Genomic DNA, 19,289 nt, shown 5'->3' with positions numbered 1-19,289 from the left:
ACCCCTTGAAGACGACGAGGTAGATAGGGCAGGGGTGGAAGTGCCGTAAGGCATGGAGCTGACTGTTACTAATCGGTCGAGGGCTTGACCTAATTGGTTGTGTTCACAGAGATGGAATGATAGATGTAAAGTGTATGCGGTTTTGAAGGTATATCGGAAAGCCATCAGAGAAATCTGGTGGTTTTTTATGTTATTTTTTGAAAAAGTATTGTTTTTCGAAAAAGATTGTGCTATAGTAACGATTGTCAGGAAAAAGTTCCTGCGGTATTCCTCGATAGCTCAATGGTAGAGCATTCGGCTGTTAACCGAAGGGTTGTTGGTTCGAGCCCAACTCGGGGAGCTAAAAGAAAAAAGCGATACAGAAGTGAGAAATCATGACTGTATCGCTTTTTTGCTGCCTGAAAACAAAAACAGAAAAATAATTTTCAAAATTGTAACCTTTTCCGAAGCTGGTTTGTATTATTGGTGAAGGGACCTTAAAGAAAAACAAATGCAGGAGCGCTCATGAGAAAACCAGTACAGGAGCTGATGGAATGTTACCAGGATCAGAAACTGGATATCACAGACAAATTTGTTGATGGCGTATGCTACACTAAAATTGAGGGAAAAGATAAAACTTTGTATCTGACCGTCAAGTACGACAATGGCTACGCCGTATCCGAGAACAAATACATCAGTCCGGATGAATTCAATATGACAAATGACTAACAAACATAGAAGCGAAAGCCGCCGTACAGCCTTAGGTACGGCGGCTTTTCAAATCTAACATTTTGACGGTTTTCCATAACATTTCTTCCTGTTCATTGCAGAAAGGTTTCGTTATAATAGAATCAGACAGATCACGGAGTATGCGCAGGGTCAGGAGTCGTATCCCGGCGGAATTTTTTCCGATAGGCGCTTGGTGTCATGCCCTGCTTCTGGCGGAAGGCTTTGGTGAAAACTTCGGTATTCCGGTAACCGCAGGAAAAAGCGACTGTTTCGATGGAGAGATCCGTATACGACAGAAGCTCGAGCGCACGCGTGATCCGGCAGGAAGAAAGATAATCCTGCGGTGAGGTATGGAGATATTTCTGAAACAGGGTATAGAGATAACTCCGATTGATGCAGACATATCTGGCAATGTCCGAGACAAGAATTTCATTGGAATAATTGTTCCGGATAAACTCGACCGCTTTTTCCACGTAAAGATTGCCGCTTTCCAGTGCAGAGGGATCGGCAAGCGTGATTTCGCGGGAGAGGATCGAGAAAAACTGGTACAGGCAGCCTTCGAGAAGATACTGGTCGGAGGTGTCATACGTATTATGCTTCTGCATCTGGAACAAAAGCGACTGCAGTTCACCGGAAAAGCTGCACTGATAGACCGGGTGCTCTTCAGAAAGACCGAGTTCCTGCACATAAGAAGCGGCCTTTTCTCCGTCAAATCCGATCCAGAGATACGTCCAGGGATCCTCCGCGTCGGCCTCATAGTAGGTGCGGACATTCGGCATCAGGAAAAATCCCTGACCGGCGGTTAAGCGGTAAGTACGGTTTCCGATGGTAAAGGTGCCTTTCCCTGAAATAATGTAGTGGATTACATAATTGGGGCGGACGGCAGGGCCGTAGCTGTGCAGCGGCTGGCAGGCTTCATAGCCGCAGAAACAGAGATAAAGATCCGAAAATTTATGTTTTGGGACAGGAAGCGTCCAGGAAGTTTCCATAAGAATACCTCACAAAAAAGAATCATGATAAATATTATACCGTGTTTTTCTGTGCATCGCAAGTATGGCGAAATGCGGGAAGATAAAGGAGAAGAAAAGCCATGGCAATCAAAGTAAGTGAAAATGGACGGTTATTTACCCTCCAGACAAAAGACAGCAGTTACCAGATGTTTGCAGATGACAAAAATGTGCTTCTGCACCTCTACTACGGAGAAAAAATCGGCGAAGAAAATCTTTCCAGTCTGATTTTCAACACGGATATGGGATTTGCAGGAAACCCGGAGGAGGCAGGAAGCGACCGTACGTATTCACTGGACACACTGCCGCAGGAAGTACCTTCGAGCGGAGTCGGCGATTACCGTGATGATATGGTTCGGATTCGTCAGGTGGATGGAAGCTGTGCGGCAGATTTCCGTTTCGATTCTTATGAAATCCTCGATCATTCCTATGCGGTTCCGGGTATGCCGGCACTGTACGATACAGAGGAAGAAAAAGGAGAAACGCTTGTCATCACGATGAAAGAGAAAGCTTCCGGTGTTGTACTGAAATTGTTCTACGGAGTATTTGAAAACGAAAACGTGATTACGAGAGCAGCAAGACTGGAAAACCACGGAGAGACGGCAATCGAGCTGGAAAAAATGCTGTCTTTCAGCATGGATCTGATGTATGAAAATTATGAGATGATCTATTTCTCCGGCCGTCATGCGATGGAGCGCACAGCAGAGCGGATTCCGGTGCAGCACGCAAAAGTCGAGATCGGCAGCATCCGCGGCACGTCGAGCCATCATTACAATCCGGCCGTGATCCTCTGCGAGGAGGGGGCTGACGAGACACACGGTTCCTGCATCGGCGCATGCCTTGTTTACAGCGGAAACTTTGTTGTAGCGGCACAGAAGGACCAGAAAAATCAGACCCGTTTCCAGATGGGTATTCACCCGGCAAACTTCTGTTTCCACCTGGAAAAAGGAGAAGTGTTCGATACCCCGCAGGCGATCCTGAGCTACTCCGGAAGCGGACTTGCCAAACTGTCACAGCAGTATCATGAGATCATCCGCGAGCATATCTGCCGCGGTGCGTATAAACATGCCGAACGCCCGATCCTGATCAACAACTGGGAGGCAACGTATTTTGATTTTAATGAAGAGAAAATTCTGAAAATCGCAGAGCAGGCGCAGAAACTCGGCATCGAAATGCTGGTGCTTGATGATGGCTGGTTTGGAAAACGAGATGATGACAACAGCGGTCTTGGCGACTGGTTTGTCAACGAGAAGAAGATGAACGGGTCCATGGCACAGCTTGCAGAAAAAATCCACAAGATGGGCATGAAATTCGGTCTCTGGTTCGAGCCGGAGATGATTTCCGAGGACAGTGATCTCTACCGTGCACATCCGGACTGGGCATTTGCAGTTCCGGGACGTGTGCCAAACCATGGAAGAAATCAGCTTGTACTGGATATGACGCGTGACGATGTGCGGGAGTATCTGCTGGAGCGTTTGACGACCATCGTCCACGATGCAGAAATTGATTATGTGAAATGGGATATGAACCGCAGTATCTGCGACATTTACAGCCATGTGGCAGCCCAGAACAGAAACGGAGAGCTGTATCACCGCTATGTGCTCGGTGTTTATGATCTGCTCGAGCGTTTCCTTGCCGCGTGCCCGGATCTGCTGCTCGAGGGCTGCAGCGGAGGCGGCGGAAGATTTGATGCCGGTATGATGTATTATTCCCCGCAGATCTGGTGCAGTGACAACACGGATGCTGTCAATCGTCTGTCGATCCAGTATGGAAGTTCCTTCTTTTATCCGATCAGCACGGTTGGATCCCACGTTTCGGTATGCCCGAACCATCAGACCGGCCGCGTAACTCCATTCAAGACAAGAGGTGATGTAGCTCTTGCAGGAAGCTTCGGCTATGAGATGGACCTGAACAAGATTTCGGATGAAGAGAAAGAGATGGTAAAAGAGCAGGTTGCTGCGATGCATGAATATTACGATCTGACACACGAAGGCCTGTATTACCGTCTGACCGAGCTGAAAAAACAGGATTTCATGGCATGGGAGTTTGTGGCAAAGGATCAGAGCCGTGCACTGCTTACACTGGTAAAGACGGATGCAGAAGGAAATCCGCTTCCGGTTCACACAAAAGTGTGCGGACTTGCAGAGAACAAGCTGTATCGCTGCAGTCTGGACGGTGAAATCCGCTCGGGCCGTACCTGGAACCGTGCGGGTCTGACCCTGCATCAGGTGCTGAAAGAGTATGAGAGTATCCGCGTGGAGTTTACAGAAGCAGAATAAAGAAGAAATACAAAAAGGGGATCAGCTGTTCTGGTCCCCTTTTACTGTGCCGCGATATTGCCAAAAAATTTGAAAAAAGAAAAATCCCGGAAACCATCTGTTTCCGGGAAAATAGAGGCGTCGACCGGATTTGAACCGGTGGATACTGGTGTTGCAGACCATTGCCTTACCACTTGGCTACGACGCCATATGACTCCGACGGGAATCGAACCCGTGTTACCGCCGTGAAAGGGCGATGTCTTAACCGCTTGACCACGGAGCCGAAGTTTTTGTTGTCTGCCGTGATTTTTGCTCAGCGACAAGTAGTATATTATCATAAGAAAACGAGTTTGGCAAGTGTTTTTTGAAAAAAGTTTTAAAAATTTTAAAATAATTTTATGAGGGGAGGCGTTGCGAAGCAGAAGGAATATAGATATAATGATGGAAACTGGAAAAACAGGGAAATCCAACCGTATGAGACAGGAGGCATCGTACATGGCAGCGAAAGAACAGTTAACCGCAATGGAAATGATCTGGGGGTTTATGAGTGGGACGACAGGACATATGGGAAAGACGGACTTTGCGCCGCAGAAGGAAGCGTTCGGGGATTTTGCATCTCCGGAAACGTATTTTCCGCGCGTGGTGCCGGAGAGCGAGAGCATCTCATCGGAAAAGCTGACGCAGATGCTTCGTGAGCTCGCCGCTGCGCGCCATACGGACATGCATCATCTGCTGGTCCTGCGGAACGGACATGTCATCTGCGAATGCAATTTCGCCCCATACCGCAGCGGCATCTGGCATGCGACGTATTCTATGTGTAAGAGCATCACTGGCATGGCGGCTGGTTTTCTGATCAGTGAAGGAAAACTTTCCCTGGACGAGAACGTCTATGATATTTTTGAAAAACGAAACGGTCTGCTGCAGAAGATCCTGCGCCCGAATCTGACCGTGAAGCATCTTCTGACGATGAAGAGCGGCGTACAGTTCAACGAGATGGGCGTTGTTTCCGGCAACGACTGGGTGGACAGCTTCTTAAATGCGCCGGTCAAGGGAACGCCGGGCGAAGCGTTTGAGTACAACAGTATGAACACGTATCTGCTGTCTGCAATCATACAGGAGCGCACCGGCATGAAAATGGTAGATTACCTGCGGCCGCGTCTGTTTGAGCCTCTCGGCATCCGGAAAGTTTTCTGGGAGAGCTGCCCGGCAGGGATTACGAAAGGCGGCTGGGGCCTCTTCCTGTGCCCGGAGGACGCGGCCAAGCTCGGGGTGATGTACGTGAACGGCGGAAAATTCGAAGGAAAACAGATCGTCCCGGCGGAATGGGTCGCAGCGTCCACCTCCGTTCATGCGACACCGCCGGAAAAGATGGGAAAATATGGCTATGGTTACCAGGTCTGGATGGAGGAGCGGCCGGGCAGCTTTGCGTTCAATGGCATGCTGGGGCAGAACGTGCTCGGTTACCCGGATACCGGCGTGGTGATTGTGACGAATGCGGGCAGCAACGAGCTGTTCCAGACGTGTGAGATGCTCGACATTGTGCGGAAGTATTTCGGCGCGGAATTTGGTGCAGAGTTAAAATCCGGCGAGGCGGAAAGCCCGATGGCATATCAGAAGCTGGTGCAGACCTGCCGTGATCTGGAGGGCGCGAAAGAGACACCGGGAAGAATCCTGCGCGGCGGCTGGAAGCGGAGAACACCGGGGCCGCGGAACAGCGGAACACCGCGTCAGATCGACATGGCGCAGCTTCTGCACGGAAAAGAATATAAAATGGAAGACACGCATGTCGGCATGTTTCCGCTGACGCTGCAGGTCTTCCACAACAACTTTTCCGACGGCATCCGCCGCATCGGTTTCTTCTATGAAAAAGGCCGTTTCTTTGTAGCGCTGACCGAGGGAGAAAAAACACAGCGCATTGAGATCGGTCTTACGGGGTCCAAAGTTGTAGAATGGGTGGAAAACGAGGAATCGTATCTGCTCGGAACGACGGGACAGTTTGCGGAGAATGAAGACGGCGAACTGGTGCTGAAGCTTGAGTTTGCATTTCTGGAAGAGGCCGCAAGACGGAGGGTCAAAATCATTTTCCAGCGTGATTTCGAGCGGATCAGACTGGAGTGGAATGAGACGCCGGGCAAGGATCTGATTATCGAGGGCCTTGAATCCCTCGTGACGGATGTGGCGATCGCACCGCTTCTGCCGTCGCGGTTCCGCGAGCGGAGCCTTGACATGATCCATCTGCTGATGGCACAGACCATTGAGCCAATGGTAGAGGCACACCGCGTGCGGCCGGGGGAAGAAACGGAGACAGAAGAAGCGGCAGCGGAAGCTGAATCGGCCGCGGCAGTGGAAAATGCGGAAAACGCAGAAGAAACGGTGTAAAAACAGAAAAAATCAGAAGAGAAATGTGGATAAAAAAGGGAATGGAGCTGCCGGATGCGCAGTTCCATTCCCTTTTAAAAATACAGATTACAGATTCAAAGCCATATCGCCGGATTTGATCAGGTTTGCCTTGCGGAATACCTCTGAGAAGAACAAGGTGATCACAGCCGGAAGCACGAAGTGGAGCAGAATGATTTTGATGATGACGAGCTTCGGATCATCGTAAGCGATCATCGTCTGATACGTTGTGATCTGTCCGACAAGACCTGCGGAACCCATGCCGCTTCCCGTTGCATTATTCTGCATATTGGCGAGGATTGTGGAGACGGGTCCTAAAATCGCACTCGAGAAGATGACGGGCAGCCAGATCAGTGGATGACGCATGATGTTCGGCACCTGGAGCATCGAGGTTCCAAGACCCTGTGCGACAAGGCCGCCGAATTTGTTTTCCCGATAACTTGCAACCGCGAATCCGACCATGTTGCAGCAGCAGCCGATCGTTGCGGCACCGGCGGCAAGACCGGAAAGATTCAGAATGATGCCGAGTGCAGCGGAGCTGATCGGCAGTGTCAGAACCATACCCATGACGACCGAAACAACGATGCCCATGATGAACGGCCGCTGTTCCGTTGCCCAGTTGATGATGCTTCCAAGGCCTGTCATCATCTGGGAGATCGGCGGTCCGACGAGCAGTCCGACAACGGAACCGGCTCCGATGGTGATGACCGGTGTCACGATGATATCAACCTTGGTCTTGCCGGAAACCAGATGGCCGCAGGTGATGCCTGCGAAAGCTGCGATGAAAGCGCCGAGCGGTTCGCCAGGTCCTGCCAGAACGGCATTTCCGTCCACAAAGAATGTGCCGCCGGTGATCTTGCCGGCATAACCGCCGACCATGGCGGCGACGGCTGCAGAAACCGTGACAAGCGGGCTTTCCCCATATTTCACTGCCACGCCGACACCGATACCGGCACTTGTCAGGGCTGCGGCAGCTTTTCCAAGCAGATAGATCACATTTCCGGTCGAACCGCCGATCAGAAGACCGATCTGCTGAATCATTGTACCGATAATCAGGGTTGCAAAAAGACCCTGCGTCATGCCGCCGAAGCCATCAATGAAGATGTGCGAGGCGACTTTTTTGATTGTTCGCATATGGATTCCTCCTCATGTATGTGGTGTGTTACTGTATTCACAAGTGACTTGTCAGTCGACTTTTAGTCTATCATAAGATGGGGGCGGGTGCAATCCTTTTCCGGGGGCATAAGTTGACAAAAGAAAGGGGCACGCTTATAATTGAGACAAATTCAGAGCGCTTCCGGAAAACAGCGCAGACAGTAAAAAAGTGATAAAGGAGACGCATGGGAAAACAGAAAAAGAAACAGAAAAAACGCGGCAATCCGCTTTGGACTCTGGTATTTTTAGCGGCACTTGCTGTTTTCTGCTTTTCCGGGTACAAGCTGATCGGCATTTACCTGGATTACAAGACCGGCACGGATGAATACCGGGATCTGCAGCAGTATACGACGGAAATTACAAAAACACCGGAGACACCGGCAACGACGAAAACAGAGGAGCCGCAGGCGGAATCCGAACCGGCGGAGCCTTCCGAACCGGAGCCGGAACCACTGTCGTATCCGACAGAACCGCCGCTTGCCGTTGATTTTGAATCCTTAAAAGCGATTAACCCGGATGTGAAGGGATGGCTTTATATCGAAGCTCTCGACATCAGTTACCCGGTCGTACAGGGGCCGGACAACGATGCGTATCTTCATACGACGTATGAGGGAACGAGCAACTTTGCGGGTTCCATTTTCCTCGATTACCAGAATCAGGGTGATTTCAGTGATGGAAACACAATCGTTTACGGTCATAATATGAAGAATCTCTCCATGTTCGGAAAATTGAAACAGATGAAGGAGCAGGAAAAATATAGGGACAGCGTCTATTTCTGGATGCTGACGCCGGAATCAAACGATGTGTACCAGATTTTTTCTGCCTTTTATACGGAGGCAGACAGTGATGTCTACACGCTGTATTCCGGCGGGGGTGAAGCGTTTGTACAGTATCTGAATACCATGGCGGCGCGGTCAGAGATCCCGGTGGAGCAGCCGGAGATGGATGAAAACAGCCATATTATTGTGCTGTCCACCTGTGCGGCGAGCGATACGACTGGACGGTTCGTCGTTCTGGGCGTGCGGCGGAACCGGTAATGATTGGTCAGGAGGAGGAATGACAGATGGAAGAGGAAAGAAAAATCGAAGAACTGCAGAGATTGATTGATACGCATGAAAATATCGTATTCTTCGGCGGCGCGGGCGTGTCCACGGAGAGCGGGATTCCGGATTTCCGGAGCGTGGATGGCCTTTATCATCAGAAGTATGACGTTCCGCCGGAGACAATTTTAAGCCACAGCTATTTCCTGCGGTACCCGGAAAAGTTTTATGCTTTTTACCGCGACAAAATGCTTCCGGTCGGCGCGAAACCGAACGCGGCGCATAAGAAACTTGCAGAGCTGGAAGCGGCGGGAAAATTAAAAGCGGTTGTGACGCAGAACATTGACGGACTGCATCAGGCGGCGGGAAGTAAAGTAGTGTATGAACTGCACGGAAGCATACACCGCAATTACTGCATGAAATGCGGGGCAGCCTGCGATACAGAGCTGGTGAGAAAGAGCAGCGGCGTTCCAAGATGTGAAAAATGCGGCGGCATGATCAAGCCGGATGTCGTTCTCTACGAGGAGAGCCTGAACGAGAAAGTGCTCGACGGAGCGATCCGCTCGATTGCGGCGGCAGATCTTCTGATTGTCGGCGGAACGTCACTTGCGGTTTATCCGGCGGCAGGCCTTCTCCAGTATTTTGAGGGCGATGCGTTGGTTCTCATCAACAAGGGCGCAACGCCGATGGATAAAAACGCGGATCTTCTGATCCAGCAGCCGATCGGGCAGGTGCTCGGCAGCATCAAAGTAAGATAGATTTTAATTAGAAAATATAAGGCGGAAAAAACATGGCAGAACATTACGAAGTAGGCGATATTGTAAAACTGAAAAAGCCGCATCCGTGCGGTAGCAGCGAGTGGGAAATCCTGCGTGTCGGCGCAGATTTCCGTCTCAAATGCACCGGCTGCGGCCACCAGATCATGGTAGCACGCAGGCTGGTCGAGAAAAACACCCGCGGATTACGAAAAAAAGATGCGTAATATCGTGAAAAAAACAAGAAAACACGCGAAAAAGGGCTTGCTATAAGCCCTTTTTTATGTTAGAATAACAAATTGTGACGTATAAAAATAATTCCTTGCTCCCCATAATGAAAATGGGGTGCCAAAAAGTCCAAAAGGAGGTAAAGCATGAACAAGTATGAATTAGCACTGGTTGTGAATGCAAAACTTGAAGAAGAGGAACGCGCAGCTGTAGTTGAGAAAGCCAAAGGTTATGTAACCCGTTACGGCGGAACAGTTGGCGAAGTAGAAGAGTGGGGCAAAAAACGCCTTGCATACGAAATTCAGCATATGCGTGAAGCATATTACTACTTTATTCAGTTTGAAGCAGACGCAACAGCTCCGGCAGAGATCGAGAGCCATATGCGTATTATGGATAACGTACTGAGATACTTAGTCGTTAAAAAGGAAGCTTAAGAGGTAAGCGAATGAATAAAGTTATATTGATGGGAAGATTGACCCGAGATCCCGACGTCAGATACTCTGCCGGAGAGAATTCCACAGCGGTAGCCCGTTATACACTGGCTGTTGACCGCAGATTCCGCAGGGACGGCGATTCCGCAACCGCAGACTTTATCGGATGCGTTGCTTTCGGCCGCCAGGCAGAATTTGCAGAGAAATACCTGCGTCAGGGAACGAAGATCGCCATCACCGGCCGCATTCAGACCGGAAGCTACACCAACCGTGAAGGCCAGAAGGTCTACACGACAGACGTAGTTGTAGAAGAGCAGGAGTTTGCAGAAAGCAAAAATGCAGGCGGAAACAACGGAGGATACTCCGCACCGCAGCATAACAATCCGGCTCCGTCCGCGAATACATCTGACCTGGGCAGCGCCGATGGTTTTATGAATATTCCCGATGGCATTGACGAAGAATTGCCATTTAATTGATAGAAAAGGAGAGATTGATCATGGCTTATAATAATAGTGAAAGACCAGCTTCCAGAAGACCGGCCCGCAGAAGAAGAAAAGTTTGTGTTTTCTGTGGTGGAGAAGAGATCAGCTACAAGGATGCAGCTAAACTGAAAAAATATGTATCCGAGCGTGGTAAAATCCTGCCGAGACGTGTAACTGGAACCTGCGCAAAACATCAGAGAGCAGTAACAGTAGCCGTTAAGAGAGCAAGACATATGGCTATTATGCCGTACGTAGATGATTGATTCTGACTTGCGCTAAGCACTGTCCGAACGTTCATTTTGAATCGGTAAATAAATGGAGGTATCTGCCCGAAAAGGGCGGGTACCTTTTTTGTATCCAGAAGTATCTTGTTGCCAAAGTACAGGTCAAAGTGGTATAATCGGAAAGACAGGAGCGAAATACAACACGCAACGTTGGAAAGGTGTTAGGAAATGAAAAGCAAAATGAAGTTGAGCGGCCAATTGCGGAGCTATCTTCGATGGCCGCTGATTTTGTCCATCCTGATGCTTGTGATGAATATCGGCATGTATTTTGTGGATGTGATGGCAGGAATGTGGTTCACGCTGTTTTTTGCAGTCTATGTGATCGCAGCCGCAGTTCTCTATTACAGACAGCGTCCGCAGGTGATCAACGAGCTGATTACCTTTGCGACCGAATACGGCCAGGTTCAGAAGCATCTGATCCAGGAACTGGCGCTGCCCTATGCCGTTATGGATTCGCAGGGAAAACTTCTCTGGGTCAACAAAGAGTTTACAAAAATCACAGGGAAGGATACACAGTATCATAAATGTATCGCCACCATTTTTCCGGAGCTGACGGTCGAGCGGCTGCCGAAAAATGAGGAGGAGACCGACATCAACGTGGCTTACGGCGAAAAGAATTTCCGTGCCCATGTAAAAAGCGTCTGCATCGACGAGCTGATCCAGAATTCGGAGATGATCAACACAGATATCAAAGGCTATTTTATTCAGGCACTGTATCTGTTCGATGAGACGGAGCTCCGCGAGTATATGCGGAAATTCGAGGACGAAACGATGGTCACCGGTCTTCTGTATCTGGACAACTACGACGAGGCGCTGGAGAGCGTCGAGGAGGTCCGCCGTTCCCTTCTGACCGCATTGGTCGAGCGAAAGATCAACAAATATTTCAACGATCTCGATGGACTGGTGAAGCGGTATGAGAACGACAAATACATCGTGGTCATGCGCCGGAGTTCGTTAAATGAACTGAAAGAGAAAAAGTTCGATATCCTCGAGGACGTCAAGACCATCAACATCGGAAACGAGATGGCGGTCACAATCAGTATGGGTATCGGAGCAGATGCTGGATCGTTTGCGAAAAACTCCGAGTATGCGAAAATCGCGATCGACCTGGCTCTTGGCCGGGGCGGCGATCAGGTCGTTTTAAAGGACGGTTCGAAGATTCAGTATTTCGGCGGAAAAACGCAGGCTGTGGAAAAGAATACGAGAGTCAAAGCCCGCGTCAAGGCGCACGCGCTGAAAGAGTTTATGAACACGAAAGAGAAGGTCGTTGTCATGGGACACCGCCTGCCGGATGCCGATTCGTTCGGTGCGGCCATCGGTATCTACCGTGCGGCGAAAACGCTGAATAAAAAAGCGTACATCGTCATCGACAACCCGACCAGCTCGATCATTCCGCTGATGAATACGTTCAGCGACAACCAGGATTATGAGGCGGACATGTTTGTCAACAACCATGAGGCGAAAGAGATCATGGACGACAACACGCTGCTCGTTGTGGTCGATACGAACAAGCCGAGCATCACACAGTGTGAGGATCTGCTGTACATGGCGAAAATGATCGTCGTGCTGGATCATCACCGGCAGGGAAGCGATACGATCCGCAACTCGGTGCTTTCCTATATTGAGCCGTATGCATCATCCGCGAGCGAGATGGTTGCCGAGATTCTCCAGTATTTTACCGAGGGAATCCGCATCCGGAACGTGGAGGCGGACAGCATCTATGCCGGCATCATGATCGATACCGACAACTTTATGCAGAAAACAGGTGTCCGCACGTTCGAGGCGGCAGCGTTCCTGCGCCGCTGCGGTGCGGATGTGACGCGTGTGCGCAAGCTGTTCCGTGAGGATATGAACGATTACAAGGCAAGAGGAGAGACGATCCGCAATGCGGAGCTGTTCCGCGGCCAGTTCGCGATTTCCGAATGCCCGAGCGACTATGTGGACAGCCCGACGGTGGTCGGAGCACAAGCGGCGAACGAGCTGCTGAACATTGTCGGTGTCAAGGCGTCCTTTGTACTGACCGAGTATAAAGGCGTGATCTATATCAGCGCCCGCGCGATCGATGAGGTCAATGTACAGATCATCATGGAGCGGATGGGCGGCGGCGGTCATCTGAATATGGCAGGATGCCAGCTTGAGACCGTCGATCTGGAGGGGGCGCGCAGCCTCCTAAAATCAACCTTAACAGAAATGCAGGATGGAGGAGAAATCTGATATGAAAGTTATCTTACTGGAAGACGTAAAAGCACTTGGTAAAAAAGGACAGACTGTAAACGTAAGTGATGGATATGCAAGAAACATGCTTCTGCCGAAAAAGCTTGGCATCGAGGCAACCGCAAAGAACCTGAATGAACTGAAACTGCAGAAAGCACACGAGGACAAAGTGGCAGCAGAGCAGCTTGCCGAGGCACAGGCTTTCGCAAAAGAGATTGAGGACAAACAGGTTACCGTAGCAATCAAAGTCGGCGAGGGCGGAAAAGTATTCGGAAGTGTATCGGCAAAAGAGATCGCTGAGGCAGCAAAAGAGCAGCTCGGATACGACATTGACAAAAAGAAAATGCAGCTTCCGAACCCGATCAAGGTTCTTGGAACGACAGAAGTGCCGATCCGCCTGCATACCAAAGTAACTGCAAAGCTGAAAGTTATCGTAAAAGAAGCATAATTCTATGGAAGAAGCACTGATTAAACGAATCCTTCCGCACAGCATCGAGGCGGAGCAGTCGGTCATCGGTTCCATGCTGATGGGGCGCGAAGCCATCATGGCGGCATCGGAAATCCTGACGAGCGACGATTTTTACCAGCACCAGTACGGCGTCATTTTTGATGCCATGGTGGAGCTGTTCAATGAGGGAAAACCGGTCGATCTGGTCACCCTGCAGAACCGCCTGCGTGAAAAGGATGTTCCGCCGGAGATCAGTTCGATGGAGTTTGTCCGCGATCTTTTAAATGCGGTGCCGACTTCGGCGAATGTGCGCCATTATGCGAACATCGTCAGCGAGAAAGCGGTGCTGCGCCGTCTCATTAAGCTGACAGAAGAGATAGAGAATGACTGCTATCTGAACAAAGAGCCGGTGGAAGTCATCATGGAGGAGACGGAAAAGAAGATGTTCCAGTTATTGGGCCAGCGGAATTCCGGAGACTTCATGCCGATCCGCCAGGTTGTCATCAATACGCTGGAGAACATCGAGCGTGCATCGAAGACGAAGGGAAATGTCACGGGTATTCCGACCGGATTCACGGATCTGGACTACAAGACATCGGGTCTGCAGAACTCTGACTTTATCCTGATTGCGGCACGTCCGTCTATGGGTAAAACGGCGTTTGTCCTCAATATTGCGCAGTATATGGCGTTTAAGAAAGACAAAGCCGTTGCGATTTTCAGTCTCGAGATGTCGCGGGAGCAGCTGATGAACCGTCTGCTCTCGATGGAGTCGAAAGTAGATTCCCAGCATCTGAGAACCGGAAACCTGAAAGACGACGAATGGAGCAAGCTGATCGAGAGCGCCGGCATGATCGGTGAATCCCGACTGATGATCGACGATACACCTGGTATCTCGATCGGAGAGATGCGGTCGAAATGCCGCAAATACAAGCTGGAGCACGGTCTTGATATCATCATCATTGACTACCTGCAGCTGATGTCGGGAAGCGGAAAGAGCTCCTCGGAATCGCGCCAGCAGGAGATTTCGGATATCAGCCGTTCCTTAAAAGCACTCGCGAGAGAGCTGAATGTGCCGGTTGTTGCACTGTCCCAGCTTTCCCGGGCTGTTGAGCAGCGTACCGACCACCGTCCGATGCTTTCCGACCTGCGTGAGTCGGGAGCGATCGAGCAGGATGCCGACGTTGTTATGTTTATCTATCGAGATGATTACTATAATAAGGATTCCGAGAATAAGGGAATCGCGGAAATCATCATCGCCAAACAGCGAAACGGCCCGATCGGAACCGTCAATCTGGTCTGGCTGCCGGATTATACGAAATTTGCGAATGCAGAGAGATAAAAGAAAATATTTTATGTGTCAGAACGTGTCGTGGGATAGTCCTGCGGCACGTTTTTTGTGTATAATTGTATGAATTTGTCGGAATATTACGATGAGATTTTCTTGCGGCAGGGGATAACAGATCCTATAATAAAGGGAAGAAGGGAGTGGCTGCCGTATGGAAAATAGAACGTATCTGGTCACGGAGGCGGAGAAGCTGACCGGGGAGAAAGCGCATGTGCTCCGGTACTGGGAGGACGAGCTCGGCATGGAAATCCACCGCAATTCGCTGGGACACCGCTGCTATACTGCGCAGGACATTCAGATTTTTCTGGGAATCCGGGAACTGAAGAAAAAGGGGCTTCACCTGAAAGCGATCCGCGAGCTGATGCCGAAGCTGGTGCAGGCAACGGCGGAGATCAAAGCGTTTCCGGCGGAAGCGGCAGAGACGGCAAAGGAGAAGCCGGATCCGGCAATACCGGGAAAAGCGGACGAAGTGCCGGAGGTGGTTGTCGATCTTCTGCCCGAGCGGGAAGCAGAACAGCTGGCGGACACTGTGATGCGGCAGGAAGAGGAGGAGCGTCAGACGGAGTTTTACCGCGTGCTCGGCCGTCTGCTCGATCAGATGATACAGAAGCGGCGCCAGGAAGAGCGGAGCCGCCGCGTGGACGAGGCGATCCGCCGCCACCAGCAGAGCCGGAGAGAAGCAGCGGCGACGCTGGAGCAGAAAGGAAAACGGACGAAAGCAAAACGGGGCCATCGAACCAAAGGGTAAATTGGACAGAAAAAAAAGAACGCCTGCGAGAGGCGTTCTTTTTGGATCCAAGCGGAAATCCGACTTATTTTGCAGCCAGATAATCGTTGATCTGGTCTTCCAGAACCTGAGCGTCCAGGCCGTGAACCATAGCTGCTTCTTCCAGGGACTCACCCTGTGCAGAAGGGCAGCCGATGCAGTGCATGCCGGCTCCCATCAGGATTCCGATGATATTTGTATCCATTGCGATTAACTCGCCGATTGTCATGTCTTTCGAGATCTTTGCCATCTTAAAGTTCCTCCTTTAAATGTGTATATACCCGTCGTTCCGATTTTGACGGTTATTTTGATTATAGCGTACCCCCGGGGGGAATGCAAGAACAAATTCATAAGATTATAGAATGTTTATAATTTTGTACTTGTATTTCAGGGGGCAATCGTTTACAATGTGGATAGTACCGAAAGGGCCAAAAAATCTACAAGGAGGATAAGATCATGGCATATGTAATCACAGACGAATGTGTAAGCTGCGGAACCTGCGCTGGAGAATGTCCAGTAGAGGCTATCGCTGAGGGAGATTCCCATTACGAAATCAACCCGGATGTATGCGTTGAGTGCGGAACATGCGCAAGCGTATGTCCAACCGAGGCTATCACAGAAGAGTAATTTGTACGGAACGTACAAAAAAGGAAGTCTTTCACAGACTTCCTTTTTTTATTACATACGTTTCAAAACTTACAGAGAAGCCAGCTCCTGCAGAGCATTCTCTTTTACCATTGCATTTCCATGTTCCAGCAGAAATGCTTCAGCGGCCAGGGAGAAGGATTCCTGTCTGCCGTACTCGGAAAGAATGTTGCAGACCTTGTTGAATTCCTCCGGTTTGCAGCCGGACTGGTGCAGAACGAGCTGATAGTTGGCATCTGCCCTGTTCTTATAGAGGGAATTGCTGCCGGTAAAATACTGGTTCAGCGCTTTTGCGGAGCTGATGACATCGTCGAGGGTTGAGAAATGGAAGGTGCGTACCAGATCCACATTCTTTTCCTCGGATGCTGCAGGCTCTTTTTCGTTTTCCTTCTGTGACGCTTTCTTTGCGATTTCCTGTGCCTTGTTCTTCACATCGCAGAGCTTGTGGAACAGGTCGATGATGTCGTCCGCGCCGGAATACTGTACCGGTTCCGGTCCGTCCGTATCGTCGCCGGATGGAGCAAATTTGGCGAAGCGGGTGTCGAGCTCCTGCGGATCCTCGACTCTGGTGATAATGAGGACAATGCTGTCCGGAGCCACCGGAACGGCCTCGACCATGAGCGGGGCATTATCCACATTGAAGCCGAACTGCTGGTTGGCTTCAAGCATCATATCCTGAAACAGGCTGCGGGCCTTTTCCGTGCCGTAAGCCAGTTCGCTGAGCTTTAAATTTCTTTCGGCAAGATCGGCGCTGGTCAGTGTGCAGCGGATCTTGTTGTCATTGATTTTTTCTATTTTCATAACTCTCACGTCCTTAATTACTCTTTACTTATATAAATAGGGCTACTTACGATATAGTATAACACATCACGGAAAGAAGTAAAGAACTTAAGATTTTTTTTACATTTCGCATAATTTTTTCAGAAATGAAGGGACAAACTTTATTTGTAATTCCCCCGGTTTGAAGTATAATGGGAATTGGGGAAACCTTTGCTTCTGTCCGGAGGGTGCATACTCCGGCCGGAAGCAGGCACAGAAAAAACGGATCGGATAAGAAGGCGTCCCCGCGAAACATGATCATTGAAACTAAAAACAAAAGTATTTCATACGGATCGAAGGGGCTTTCTTTTTTGTACGTCACAACTGCAAATAAGCCATGAAACAAACAATCGACAAAACTTTTTAAACAGATTTTCTGAAAAATACCCAATAGCAAAAAGCGAATGTTACAGTTCGCTGGGAACCAGTGAACTGTAACGATACTTTCTGACTCGCATGCGGTTCCCTTGCGCATAACGGTTGCTATTGGGTATTTTTTTTGTTATAATGGGCGCAAGTGGGGAGATCTTCAGAGCGAAGAAAAGGGGAAAAGAACACATGAAGGAGCAACAGAAGAAAAAAGCAGCGCCGGTACTGGTCGTATTGATTCTGATCGTGCTAGTCGGTGCAGCAGGCATTGTTTCATTTTTGATAAACCGATATAAACCCGGAACCGAATACATGGCCGGGAACGAATATTTTAACCTGACAGACGAAAACAGCGTTGCGCTGATCCAGAACGGAGAACTTCTGGAAGAGCAGGCCGTCCTTATCGGAGGAGAGCCGTATGCGGCGTACACATATGTAGAATCCCAGCTGAACAGCTGCTTCTACTGGGATGAAGAAACAAAAGGAATCCTGCTTACAACGAGCGGCGGCGTGCAGACACTGCTTCCGGGCGATGCGGCCGTTGCCAAAACACAGGGCGGACAGCCTGCCGTACAGCAGGAGAGCGACGGAACGGTTTACATTTCGCTGGATGTCGTAAAAGAATACACAGATCTCGACTATGCATATTACAGCGATCCCAACCGTGTTGTAATCCGGAATGAATGGGACGGCGTGGAACAGGCGACGGTACAGTCAGACACCGCGCAGGTGCGCCAGAAAGGCGGCATCAAGAGTCTGATTCTTGCGGATGTACAGAAGGGAGACACCCTGCTGTATCTGGAAAATCTGGACAACTGGTGCAAAGTCATGACGGCGGACGGCTATACCGGCTACATCCAGACAGAGGATATCTCCGAGCCGGAGGCCATCGAAGCGCGGACGGCAAAGAAAGATTCCTATGAAAGAATTACACGGGATCACAAAATCAATCTGGTCTGGCATCAGAGCACATCGACCGAGTCGAACGACGCGATGGCAGAGATGACAGCAGAAATGACCGGCGTGAACGTGATTTCACCGACCTGGTTTTCCGTGACAGACGAAACCGGTACGATTTCCAGCCTTGCGAGCGCCGATTACGTGAAACTGGCGCATGAAGCGGGACGGGAAGTCTGGGGATTGATTGATAACTTTAATGAAGCATTTGACGAAACAACCGATCTTGCCTACGCATCCGTGCGCAGCAGAATCATTGAGCAGCTGCTCGCCGAGGCAGCATCGTGCGGCATGGACGGCATCAACGTGGATTTCGAGAATCTGAAAGAGGCCGGAATCCCGCATTACCTGCAGTTTCTGCGGGAACTGACGAGCGCGGCGCATGCACAGAATCTTGTGGTGTCGGTCGATACGCCGGTACCGCAGGCTTACACGATGTATTATCAGCGCGGCGAGCAGGCAAGATTTGTGGACTATATGATTGTCATGGCCTATGACGAGCATTTCGCGGGAAGCGAGGAGGCAGGCTCTGTTTCATCCCTCCCGTTCGTACAGCAGGCCGTGGAGGAGATGACGCGGGTGATGCCTGCCGATCAGGTGATCTGCGGAATCCCGTTTTATACCCGTGTCTGGACGGAAAAGTTCGGACAGAGCGCCATTACCAGCGAGGTGCTGGGCATGGATGGCGCCAAAAACTATGCCAAAGAGAATCAGATGACAGAAACCTGGGATGCATCCCTTGGCCAGAATGTGGCAACGGTAGAAACTTCCGATGCCAGATACACGATCTGGATGGAGGATGAGCAGTCCATGGAGGAAAAACTGAAAGTGATCCAAAGCGCTGATCTCGCCGGAGTGGCAGAGTGGAAGCTCGGATTCGAGTGCGCAGACGTCTGGAGTCTGATTTCAAAATATATTGAAACAAACAGTTGACGAGGAGTCCGGGAAGGATAAGGGGAATGATAAAAGCCCGGGCACGAA

19 protein-coding genes, 3 tRNA genes and 1 rRNA gene are annotated in these 19,289 nt (G+C 50.2%); 17 read left to right on the top strand and 6 right to left on the bottom strand.

Annotated features, from left to right (window positions below; all coding sequences use genetic code 11):
* The 3 genes from ACY2VW_RS05220 to ACY2VW_RS05210 all read left to right on the top strand — a co-directional run.
* Positions 1-92, top strand: a 23S ribosomal RNA gene (locus ACY2VW_RS05220); the annotation flags it as partial.
* 176 nt (positions 93-268) lie between these two features.
* Positions 269-340, top strand: a tRNA-Asn gene (locus ACY2VW_RS05215).
* Between the two features lie 164 nt (positions 341-504).
* Positions 505-708 (top strand): hypothetical protein, encoded by a 204-nt coding sequence (locus tag ACY2VW_RS05210; protein WP_444271244.1) that lies wholly within the window; start codon positions 505-507, stop codon positions 706-708.
* A gap of 131 nt (positions 709-839) precedes the next feature.
* Here ACY2VW_RS05210 and ACY2VW_RS05205 read toward each other — a convergent pair whose 3' ends face one another.
* Complete coding sequence (locus tag ACY2VW_RS05205) at positions 840-1,697, bottom strand: AraC family transcriptional regulator (protein WP_173829910.1); 858 nt, start codon at positions 1,695-1,697, stop codon at positions 840-842.
* A 101-nt stretch (positions 1,698-1,798) separates the two neighbouring features.
* Here ACY2VW_RS05205 and ACY2VW_RS05200 point away from each other — a divergent pair, with 101 nt between their 5' ends.
* Positions 1,799-3,994: an alpha-galactosidase gene (locus tag ACY2VW_RS05200; RefSeq protein WP_461877306.1), complete on the top strand. Its 2,196-nt coding sequence runs from the start codon at positions 1,799-1,801 to the stop codon at positions 3,992-3,994.
* Between the two features lie 115 nt (positions 3,995-4,109).
* On the opposite strand, the gene ACY2VW_RS05195 is transcribed toward ACY2VW_RS05200, so the two are convergent.
* Both ACY2VW_RS05195 and ACY2VW_RS05190 read right to left on the bottom strand, forming a co-directional pair.
* A tRNA-Cys gene (locus ACY2VW_RS05195) sits at positions 4,110-4,181 on the bottom strand.
* 3 nt (positions 4,182-4,184) lie between these two features.
* Positions 4,185-4,256 (bottom strand) — tRNA-Glu (locus tag ACY2VW_RS05190).
* Between the two features lie 212 nt (positions 4,257-4,468).
* Between ACY2VW_RS05190 and ACY2VW_RS05185 the strand changes: the two genes are divergently transcribed.
* The gene (locus ACY2VW_RS05185; RefSeq protein WP_158568372.1) at positions 4,469-6,352 is read left to right on the top strand and encodes a serine hydrolase domain-containing protein; all 1,884 of its coding nucleotides are present in this window, start codon (positions 4,469-4,471) and stop codon (positions 6,350-6,352) included.
* Positions 6,353-6,439: 87 nt separating this feature from the next.
* Here the strand turns inward: ACY2VW_RS05185 and ACY2VW_RS05180 are convergent, their stop codons facing one another.
* Positions 6,440-7,504 (bottom strand): PTS transporter subunit IIC, encoded by a 1,065-nt coding sequence (locus ACY2VW_RS05180; protein ID WP_117509767.1) that lies wholly within the window; start codon positions 7,502-7,504, stop codon positions 6,440-6,442.
* Between the two features lie 206 nt (positions 7,505-7,710).
* Between ACY2VW_RS05180 and srtB the strand changes: the two genes are divergently transcribed.
* The 10 genes from srtB (at position 7,711) to ACY2VW_RS05130 (ending at position 15,500) form a co-directional block, all read left to right on the top strand.
* Positions 7,711-8,562, top strand: coding sequence for a class B sortase (srtB, locus tag ACY2VW_RS05175; RefSeq protein WP_347055632.1), 852 nt, complete (start codon positions 7,711-7,713; stop codon positions 8,560-8,562).
* Positions 8,563-8,588: 26 nt separating this feature from the next.
* Positions 8,589-9,323, top strand: a complete 735-nt coding sequence (locus ACY2VW_RS05170) for an NAD-dependent protein deacylase (RefSeq protein WP_461877304.1) — start codon at positions 8,589-8,591, stop codon at positions 9,321-9,323.
* Positions 9,324-9,355: 32 nt separating this feature from the next.
* Entirely contained in the window at positions 9,356-9,547 is a 192-nt protein-coding gene (locus tag ACY2VW_RS05165; protein ID WP_173841273.1) for a DUF951 domain-containing protein, read from the top strand.
* Between the two features lie 147 nt (positions 9,548-9,694).
* Positions 9,695-9,982: a 30S ribosomal protein S6 gene (rpsF, locus tag ACY2VW_RS05160; protein WP_022461610.1), complete on the top strand. Its 288-nt coding sequence runs from the start codon at positions 9,695-9,697 to the stop codon at positions 9,980-9,982.
* A gap of 11 nt (positions 9,983-9,993) precedes the next feature.
* A complete protein-coding gene (locus ACY2VW_RS05155) occupies positions 9,994-10,455 on the top strand; it encodes a single-stranded DNA-binding protein (RefSeq protein WP_055220137.1) in 462 nt (153 codons plus the stop codon).
* Positions 10,456-10,475: 20 nt separating this feature from the next.
* Complete coding sequence (gene rpsR / locus ACY2VW_RS05150; RefSeq protein WP_022461611.1) at positions 10,476-10,724, top strand: 30S ribosomal protein S18; 249 nt, start codon at positions 10,476-10,478, stop codon at positions 10,722-10,724.
* Between the two features lie 189 nt (positions 10,725-10,913).
* Positions 10,914-12,959 (top strand): DHH family phosphoesterase, encoded by a 2,046-nt coding sequence (locus tag ACY2VW_RS05145; RefSeq protein WP_055228105.1) that lies wholly within the window; start codon positions 10,914-10,916, stop codon positions 12,957-12,959.
* Position 12,960: 1 nt separating this feature from the next.
* Positions 12,961-13,407 (top strand): 50S ribosomal protein L9, encoded by a 447-nt coding sequence (gene rplI / locus ACY2VW_RS05140; protein WP_022461613.1) that lies wholly within the window; start codon positions 12,961-12,963, stop codon positions 13,405-13,407.
* A gap of 4 nt (positions 13,408-13,411) precedes the next feature.
* A complete protein-coding gene (gene dnaB, locus ACY2VW_RS05135) occupies positions 13,412-14,746 on the top strand; it encodes a replicative DNA helicase (protein ID WP_022461614.1) in 1,335 nt (444 codons plus the stop codon).
* 157 nt (positions 14,747-14,903) lie between these two features.
* Complete coding sequence (locus ACY2VW_RS05130) at positions 14,904-15,500, top strand: MerR family transcriptional regulator (RefSeq protein WP_055266134.1); 597 nt, start codon at positions 14,904-14,906, stop codon at positions 15,498-15,500.
* A gap of 64 nt (positions 15,501-15,564) precedes the next feature.
* Here ACY2VW_RS05130 and ACY2VW_RS05125 read toward each other — a convergent pair whose 3' ends face one another.
* Entirely contained in the window at positions 15,565-15,768 is a 204-nt protein-coding gene (locus ACY2VW_RS05125; RefSeq protein ID WP_022461615.1) for a DUF1858 domain-containing protein, read from the bottom strand.
* A 206-nt stretch (positions 15,769-15,974) separates the two neighbouring features.
* On the opposite strand from ACY2VW_RS05125, the gene ACY2VW_RS05120 reads away from it, so the two are divergent.
* A complete protein-coding gene (locus ACY2VW_RS05120) occupies positions 15,975-16,145 on the top strand; it encodes a DUF362 domain-containing protein (protein ID WP_022461616.1) in 171 nt (56 codons plus the stop codon).
* 69 nt (positions 16,146-16,214) lie between these two features.
* Here the strand turns inward: ACY2VW_RS05120 and ACY2VW_RS05115 are convergent, their stop codons facing one another.
* Complete coding sequence (locus tag ACY2VW_RS05115; protein ID WP_461877303.1) at positions 16,215-16,964, bottom strand: adaptor protein MecA; 750 nt, start codon at positions 16,962-16,964, stop codon at positions 16,215-16,217.
* Between the two features lie 576 nt (positions 16,965-17,540).
* On the opposite strand from ACY2VW_RS05115, the gene ACY2VW_RS05110 reads away from it, so the two are divergent.
* Positions 17,541-19,241 carry a glycosyl hydrolase family 18 protein gene (locus ACY2VW_RS05110; RefSeq protein WP_461877302.1) on the top strand — a complete coding sequence of 567 codons (1,701 nt, stop codon included), beginning with the start codon at positions 17,541-17,543 and terminating at the stop codon, positions 19,239-19,241.
* Positions 19,242-19,289: the final 48 nt, after the last annotated feature.

Source organism: Fusicatenibacter sp. (assembly GCF_977045365.1).
Note: the sequence above shows the minus strand (reverse complement) of the source record. Positions and strands in the feature narration are given on the sequence as shown.